This window comes from Bradyrhizobium sp., assembly GCF_019244115.1.
Taxonomy (GTDB): Bacteria; Pseudomonadota; Alphaproteobacteria; order Rhizobiales; family Xanthobacteraceae; genus Bradyrhizobium.
This window is the reverse complement of sequence record NZ_JAFATE010000866.1, coordinates 1-5,388: the sequence shown is the minus strand read 5'-3', so window position 1 is coordinate 5,388 and position 5,388 is coordinate 1. Positions and strand designations below refer to the sequence as shown.

At 63.0% G+C, this 5,388-nt stretch carries 7 protein-coding genes; 3 read left to right on the top strand and 4 right to left on the bottom strand.

The window, feature by feature from the left end:
• Positions 1-108: 108 nt before the first annotated feature.
• A complete protein-coding gene (locus JOZ76_RS36470; RefSeq protein WP_291706214.1) occupies positions 109-456 on the bottom strand; it encodes a hypothetical protein in 348 nt (115 codons plus the stop codon).
• Between the two features lie 233 nt (positions 457-689).
• Here JOZ76_RS36470 and JOZ76_RS36465 point away from each other — a divergent pair, with 233 nt between their 5' ends.
• Positions 690-1,022: a hypothetical protein gene (locus JOZ76_RS36465; protein WP_291706216.1), complete on the top strand. Its 333-nt coding sequence runs from the start codon at positions 690-692 to the stop codon at positions 1,020-1,022.
• A gap of 443 nt (positions 1,023-1,465) precedes the next feature.
• Here JOZ76_RS36465 and JOZ76_RS36460 read toward each other — a convergent pair whose 3' ends face one another.
• Together JOZ76_RS36460 and JOZ76_RS36455 are read right to left on the bottom strand one after the other, a co-directional pair.
• Positions 1,466-2,287, bottom strand: a complete 822-nt coding sequence (locus JOZ76_RS36460; RefSeq protein WP_291706213.1) for a quinoprotein dehydrogenase-associated SoxYZ-like carrier — start codon at positions 2,285-2,287, stop codon at positions 1,466-1,468.
• 56 nt (positions 2,288-2,343) lie between these two features.
• A complete protein-coding gene (locus tag JOZ76_RS36455) occupies positions 2,344-3,315 on the bottom strand; it encodes a quinoprotein relay system zinc metallohydrolase 2 (RefSeq protein WP_291706212.1) in 972 nt (323 codons plus the stop codon).
• Positions 3,316-3,468: 153 nt separating this feature from the next.
• Here JOZ76_RS36455 and JOZ76_RS36450 point away from each other — a divergent pair, with 153 nt between their 5' ends.
• Together JOZ76_RS36450 and JOZ76_RS36445 are read left to right on the top strand one after the other, a co-directional pair.
• Complete coding sequence (locus JOZ76_RS36450; RefSeq protein WP_291706215.1) at positions 3,469-4,296, top strand: substrate-binding domain-containing protein; 828 nt, start codon at positions 3,469-3,471, stop codon at positions 4,294-4,296.
• Positions 4,297-4,307: 11 nt separating this feature from the next.
• On the top strand, positions 4,308-4,871 hold the full coding sequence (locus JOZ76_RS36445) for a PQQ-dependent catabolism-associated CXXCW motif protein (RefSeq protein WP_291706211.1): 564 nt from the start codon (positions 4,308-4,310) through the stop codon (positions 4,869-4,871).
• A 157-nt stretch (positions 4,872-5,028) separates the two neighbouring features.
• On the opposite strand, the gene JOZ76_RS36440 is transcribed toward JOZ76_RS36445, so the two are convergent.
• A complete protein-coding gene (locus tag JOZ76_RS36440) occupies positions 5,029-5,328 on the bottom strand; it encodes a copper-binding protein (RefSeq protein ID WP_291706210.1) in 300 nt (99 codons plus the stop codon).
• Between the last annotated feature and the right edge of the window lie 60 nt (positions 5,329-5,388).

The window sequence follows — 5,388 nt, the reverse complement described above, 5'->3', positions numbered from 1 at the left end:
GTGAGGGGCAGCCGCGGCACTGAGCTTGTGGAGAGTCCCCCTCATCCGGATCGCGCAAGCGCGATCCGACCTCTCCCCGCAAGCGGGGAGAGGTGAACACCGGGGCGGTCATTTGCTGCAGTCCGTCAGATCCTTGTCGCTGATCGAAAACACCGCCTCCGGCTTGATTTCGATGCCGCGCACAAAGCATTGTCTCAAGGTGCCGTAGCTCACCTTCGCATCGTAGCGGCCCGGTTCGATGCCCGTGATGCGCAGCCGCTCGTCATGGTCGACTTCCTTGTCCTTGTCGTTCAGGGTCTGGTTGGGACCCCAGGCATTCTTGCCGGCCGGCGACAGCTCAAAGCCCGTGATCGTCGCTGTGGTCAGATTCCACAACCGGATGCCCTTCCCCTGCGCGAGCAGTTTTACCGGCATGACGATCGACAGGACGGCAAGGGCGATCAGGGCACGTGACATCTTTACTCTCCGGAGGTGCTCCACTCACGACAGGCGTCCGATGGTCGTCATGAGGTTCAATACCAAAGTCGAACGTGGCCTGGGTTTTTGCAAGTCTCATTTGCAGGGCTCAATTGCAGACCGCAGGTATTGCGGCCTCGGTCTCAAACGCTGCTTTTCAGCGCAGCTGCGATCGCCTAGTTTGGTTGTGACGGTGGAGGACGGCCATGACCAGAGTGGCATTGTCGGCATCAATGGGACTCGTCGTCGCTGCGCTGATGGCCGGCGCGCCGACGGCGTCGGCCGAAGAGACGAACGATTATCCGACCGCGGCGCGTGCAGAATACGTGTTCGGCTGCCTGAAGGCCAATGGCGAGACGCGCCAAGCAATCGAGCAATGCTCCTGCTCGATCGATGTGGTCGCGTCGCTACTGCCCTATGACCGCTATGTCGAGGCGGAGACGGTGCTCAGCATGTCGCAGGTCCGCAGCACCCTCGCGGGCCAATTCCGCAGTTCACCGCAGGCGGCCAGCGTGCTCAACGATCTCCGCCGCGCACAGGCCGAAGCGGAGGTGCGGTGTTTCTGAGTGATGACGTGTGGTGTGCTTCTGATTGATGAGAGGATAAAACTGCCGCGGCATCGGCGGTGCGCTCCCTCCCCCCTTGCAGGGGAGGGCTGTCGCATTTGAGTGGCGCTCTCTCCGTTTGCCTCCCCCGCTTGCGGGGGAGGTCGGCGCGCTTGCGCGGCGGGTGGGGGCCGCCCCGGCCTCAGCTGCAGCTTTTTTCGCACGATGCCCCCACCCCAGCCCTCCCCCGCAAGCGGGGGAGGGAGCGCACTGCCAGCGTTCAAACGCCATATGCGATTGCCCTGCCTTGCGGGGGGAGGGCTGGGGTAGCCTACGGCGAACTGAATCCGGGGACCCCCACCCCCAACCCCTCCCCGCAAGGGGGAAGGGAGCCAGGCGCGCTTGCGGATCTATTTTTTTAGCACAATCGATCGCGCTGACTGCGGAGAGTCTGTCGCCAACGATCACATTCCCGACTGGTCGATGTCCCAGTCGTGTTGGAACACATGGCCCTGGGTATCCCTGGCCTCGGCGCGAAAATGCTTTGCACCGTTCGAGACATAGGTGAAGCGGATGTTGGGATCTTCGGAGATCGAGATGCCGCCTTCGACCGCGAGCACCAGATCATCGTCCTGCAAAAGTTTGAGCTGGTCGATGAAGAACGCCGGGATGTAGAGCTGGGTCAGCTGGTCCATCTGTAGGCCGGAATTGTTCGGATGGCCGATCATGATCTGGGCCTCGCGCATGCCACTGGTCGGACCCTCGCCCGGCTTCGCGAATTGCCGGTAACGCATCTGCCCGATCCTGGCCTTGGCCTCCTCGGGATTTTTCGCAGCCGGCGCCGAGCAGCCGCCGGAGGCTTTGACGTAGGTCTTGATGACGTAGAGCTGGCCGTCGCTGAGCTCGGCGACCGCATGGACGTTGGTGTAGTTGTTGACGCGCACGCGGGTCGAAATCTCCGACACGCCGGCGTCGGGACCCAGCGAGAATTTCGCCGCCATCGGCGACGGATTCTGGTCGATGACGAGCGTGATGTTGCGGATGCGGCGCGTGTCGGTGGGCGCGAGTTTTGTGCGAAGGGTGACCGGCACGATCGCCGCATCCTCGGCGCGGTAGGGCATCTCGATACCAAGGACGTCGCTGCCGTCCTGCATCGGCCGGTTGGCAAAAATGTCCTGAACGAGGCCGGGCCAGGGGTCATACTCCTCGGCGGTCCCAGGCCGCAGTCCTGACGCAGCGAACAGCAGGCTGGCCGCACAAAGCAGGCGCAAAAGCGATCGCGGCATGGTCGCGCTCCTCACAGGCTTCGACGCAGTCACCCCAATATAGGGGATGGTGCCGATCATTCCCATTCAATTTCGGAAAATGCTGCAGTCGCGTTGCGCGCATTGTAGTCGTCGAACAGTTGCCAATTCGACTTTTCCGAGGCGGCGGCATGGGCGGCGGCGGCGATCGGCTCGCCGCGCGCGATCATGGCGCGGACCTCCGTGGCAAGCGTGGTCAGATAGCGGCGCTCGTCGCCAAGCGCGGCCGGCCAGGGAGCGACCGGCCCATGGCCGGGGACGACGCGTTCCGCTGAGATGCTTTCAAGTTCCGCTATTGTCTTCAGCCAACCTTTGATGCTCCCATCCATTACCGGAATGTGGGTCAGGAACACGAGGTCGCCCGCAAACAGAATCTTTGTGCGTTCGTCCATCACGGTGAGGTCGTTGTCGCTATGCGACGTCGGCCAGGCCTTGAGCTCGAGTTTTCGCCCGCCGAGGTCGAGTTCGAGCGTGTCATCGACCAGCAGGGTCGGCGGGATGATGCGGACCTCGTCGATCAGCGCATCGCCCATGGTGCGGCGAAAGGCGTCGACATAGAAAGGCCCTCGCGCCGCCATCGCGGCCGGCAGGTTCCTGTGACCGACGAAAGTTGTACCCTCCCTCGCGAAGGCGGCGTTTCCAAACACGTGATCGGGATGGCCGTGGGTGTTGATGACGTAGCGGATCGGTTTGTCTGTTCTTGCGCGAATGGCGGACAGGAGCTGTTGTCCCTCCAAGACGCTGCCGCCGGTGTCGATCACGGCCACCGCGTCGTCGCCGATGATGAATCCGAGATTGGCGATTGCGCCGTTGTTCTTTTGTGTCATCAACGCCGTCCCGCCCGTGAAGACGAACAGGCCGGGCGCAATCTCGCGCATGGGCAGCGTGAGCTCTCCGGCGCGCGCCAGCGCGATTGCGCCGGCGAATGCGAGCAGAGCAGCAACGAGGACGCGGCTAACAGCGCGCCATGCGTATGGACCGACGACACCGTTTCGTGAACTGCTTCGCATCGCAGCAAGCCCGTTGGTTTGCGAGGATTATTCCTGTTGCGTGGCCCAGTCGGGGAGCATAGCATTTTTGCAACAGGGGTCTTGCTCAAACCGGAAGAGAATTTCGCGATGAATATTTTGGTGCAACGTCGCCTCTTGATCGTGCTCGTTGCGATGGCTGCGACGTTCGGCGGCCGCGATCTTGCGCGCGCGCAGAACAGCGATGCCGGCGATCTCTCGATCGAGCTCGTCGATCCAAAAGTGCTGCGGGTGTGCGAAGACCCGCGCAACATGCCGTTCTCCAACGAGAAAGGGGAGGGGTTCGAAAACAAGATCGCCGAACTGTTCGCTGCAAAACTGTCGAAGAAGCTGGACTACACCTTCTTCCCGCAGGCGACGGGTTTCGTGCGCGTGACGCTCGGCTCGCATCGCTGCGACGTCATCATGGGTTTTCCGCAGGGCGACGACCTCGTTCAGGGCACCAATCCGTACTACCGCACGGCGTACGCCCTGATCGCCAAGCCGGGCTCGGGGCTCGAGGACGTGACGACGCTGGAGGACGAGCGCCTGAAGGGCAAGCATATCGGCATCGTCGCGGGCACGCCGCCGGCAACCAACATGGCGCTGGCCGGGCTGATGGCGAATGCAAAGCCCTATCCGCTGATGATCGATACAAGGGTGGACTCGTCGGCGGAAGCGATGATCAATGATCTGACATCGGGCGCGATCGACGCCGGCGTGCTGTGGGGGCCGATGGCCGGCTTCTACGCCAAGAAGGCGCAACTGCACGTCACGCCTCTGGTCAAGGAAACCACCGGGCCAAAACTCGTCTATCGCATCGGGATGGGAGTCCGCGCCGCCGATCAGAACTGGAAACGGCAGCTCAACCGCCTGATCCAGGAGAACCAGGCGGACATCAACCAGATCCTGCTCGATTTCGGCGTCCCGCTACTCGATGAGAGCGATCATCCGATCGTCACTGCCGCGACCAAGCCGCAATGAGCTGGAGGGCAATGGTCTCGGAGGTTTTGGCCCCGATCATTGCCGCGATCACGCTGCTGACGCCTGCACGGGCACAAGACTGGGTCGTCGAACCCGAAGGCTATCGCACCGACGACTACCGTAGCCCGGTGCCGGAGACACTGGCCGGTGCGCGCGTGCTGACGACGGCGGAGGCCGAGGCGATCTGGCGCGCGAAGAGCGGCGTGTTCGTCGATGTGCTGCCGCGCGCGCCAAAGCCGAAAGGATTGCCGCCCGGCACGGTGTGGCGCGACAAGCCGCGACAGAACATCCCCGGCAGCATCTGGCTGCCTGACACCGGCTATGGGATCCTCGCGCCTGCGACGGAAGGCTATTTGCGGCGAGGTCTCGCCCGCGCCTCCGGCGGCAACAAGCAGGCGCCGCTGGTGATCTACTGCCTCAGCGACTGCTGGATGTCGTGGAACGCCGCCAAGCGCGCGCTCGCTTACGGATACAGCGACGTCGCGTGGTATCCGGAGGGAACGGACGGCTGGGCCCGCGCCAACCTGCCGCTCGCTGAGTCGCAGCCGGAGCCGAGACCGGACGGCGAGCAATAGACTCTGGTCTCAATGGATGCAGGCGCCGATCTTTCCTCGTTCGTCATGGCCGGGCTTGTCCCGGCCATCCACGTGTTTGATCACCAAGAGGCAAGACGTGGATGCCCGGCACAATGCCGGGCATGATGAGCCATGGGCTTGGCCAGGGATGTGAGCGCTACTGCTTCTGCAGCCTAGTGATGATCTTGGCGTCGTCTCCGATGGAGTACGTCACCCGGTCGCCAGCATGCACGCTCTCGAGCGCGCCCTGATCCTGGACCTTGAATTCGGTGGCGCCGCCCGTGTTCGCCCCGACGGTGCCGTTCTGGATTTGCTGGATCGCGACCGTGCCGTTCAGCCGGTCGATTTTGGTAATCATGCCTGACATGCTTTGTTCGGCGGAAGCTGCCGACATCAACAGGGTCGCGGCCCCAAGACCCGCCAAAAGACCTGCCCACACGATCTTCGCTGCTTTCATCGTGGCCTCCCCCGATTCGAGGTTGTCTACGTCAAGCCACCGAAGATGATTTCAGTTCCG